Origin of the sequence: Athalassotoga sp., from assembly GCF_049965695.1 — a bacterium.
In the GTDB taxonomy this organism is placed as follows: domain Bacteria; phylum Thermotogota; class Thermotogae; order Mesoaciditogales; family Mesoaciditogaceae; genus Athalassotoga.
Genome location: NZ_JBMFWB010000052.1, coordinates 1 through 1,245 on the forward strand (window position 1 = coordinate 1; position 1,245 = coordinate 1,245).

At 44.7% G+C, this 1,245-nt stretch carries 1 protein-coding gene and 1 pseudogene; both read right to left on the minus strand.

Features of this window, described 5'->3' with window-relative positions:
* A pseudogene (locus ACP5NR_RS08705) lies at positions 1 to 290 on the minus strand (acetyl-CoA C-acyltransferase); the annotation flags it as partial.
* Between the two features lie 86 nt (positions 291 to 376).
* A complete protein-coding gene (gene fabG / locus ACP5NR_RS08710; protein WP_428006357.1) occupies positions 377 to 1,108 on the minus strand; it encodes a 3-oxoacyl-[acyl-carrier-protein] reductase in 732 nt (243 codons plus the stop codon).
* Positions 1,109 to 1,245 lie beyond the last annotated feature (137 nt).

Here is a 1,245-nt window from a genome sequence, read left to right on the forward strand (position 1 = left end):
CCAACCATTATCGCCTTCATCCCGCTTCCACAGACCATGTTAACGGTAAATGCCGGCACTTCAACGGGAATTCCCGCGTATATAGAGGCCTGCCTCGCAGGGCCCATGCCTTCGCCGGCCACAAGTACATTCCCCATGATGACTTCGTTAACTTCTTTTGGATCAACGTGCGCCTGTTCCATGGCGCCCTTTATCGCTATAGATCCAAGTTTTGTTGCCGGAATGTCTTTCAAACTTCCACCAAAAACACCTATCGCCGTCCTTTTTGCACCTATTATGTAAATCTTCATCTTAATCTTATGCCTCCTCTTAAATCAATTGACAATTGATAATTTATAGTTGACAATTGTTCATTTTCAATTTTCAATTGTCCATTCTAAAAGACCAGTCCTCCGTCAACGCCGAGTACCTGACCGGTTATGTAATTTGCTTCATCGGAGGCCAAAAAGAGATATGCATTCGCGACATCTATGGCCTCTCCCATTTTCCCGAGAGGAGTTTTCGCCTTCATTTGCTCTATAACCTTTTCCGGCACACTTTCGGTCATGGGTGTCTTAATGAAGCCCGGTGCGACTGCATTCGCACGTATGTTGTACCTTGCGAATTCTTTTGCCCATGTTTTCGTCATGCCAATCAAACCGGCCTTGGCCGCTGCATAGTTTGTTTGGCCTATGTTTCCGTATATTCCGACAACCGAAGACGCGTTCAATATGACTCCATTTCTTTGGTTCATCATGTAAGATACAACCGCCTGAGTTACGTTGTAGATTCCTTTAAGGTTTATCGAGATGACCGCATCGAAATCCGATTCCGGCATTCTGACAAGAAAATTGTCTCTCGTTATGCCTGCGTTGTTTACAAGAATATCGATATGTCCTAAATCCGAAAAGATCTTATCGACTATTGTTTTAACCTCGTCATGCTTTGAAACGTCCATTTTGTATATCCTGTAAGAATCTCCAATTTCAGACTTTGCCTTTTGCAAAGCCTCCTCGTTGTAATCACATGCGGCAACGATTGCGCCTTCTTTTATGAACAACTTGGAAGTCTCCAATCCGATTCCGCTTGCCGCCCCCGTTATAATCGCCACTTTTCCCTTTAACCTCATATTTGACCTCCTCAAAATGAACAATTCTCAATCGTTGCAAGTATCAGTATACTGAACCATTTTTAAATTCCGAATCGCAGCTCCGGCAGATGCCCCACTCGATGTCTGGTCCTCGCTATGCTGCGGAGGCCATCTCG

Excerpts from the sequence above, each read along its gene's own strand:
- fabG (WP_428006357.1), bottom strand. The coding sequence starts at position 1,108 with ATGAGGTTAAAGGGAAAAGTGGCGATTATAACGGGGGCGGCAAGCGGA.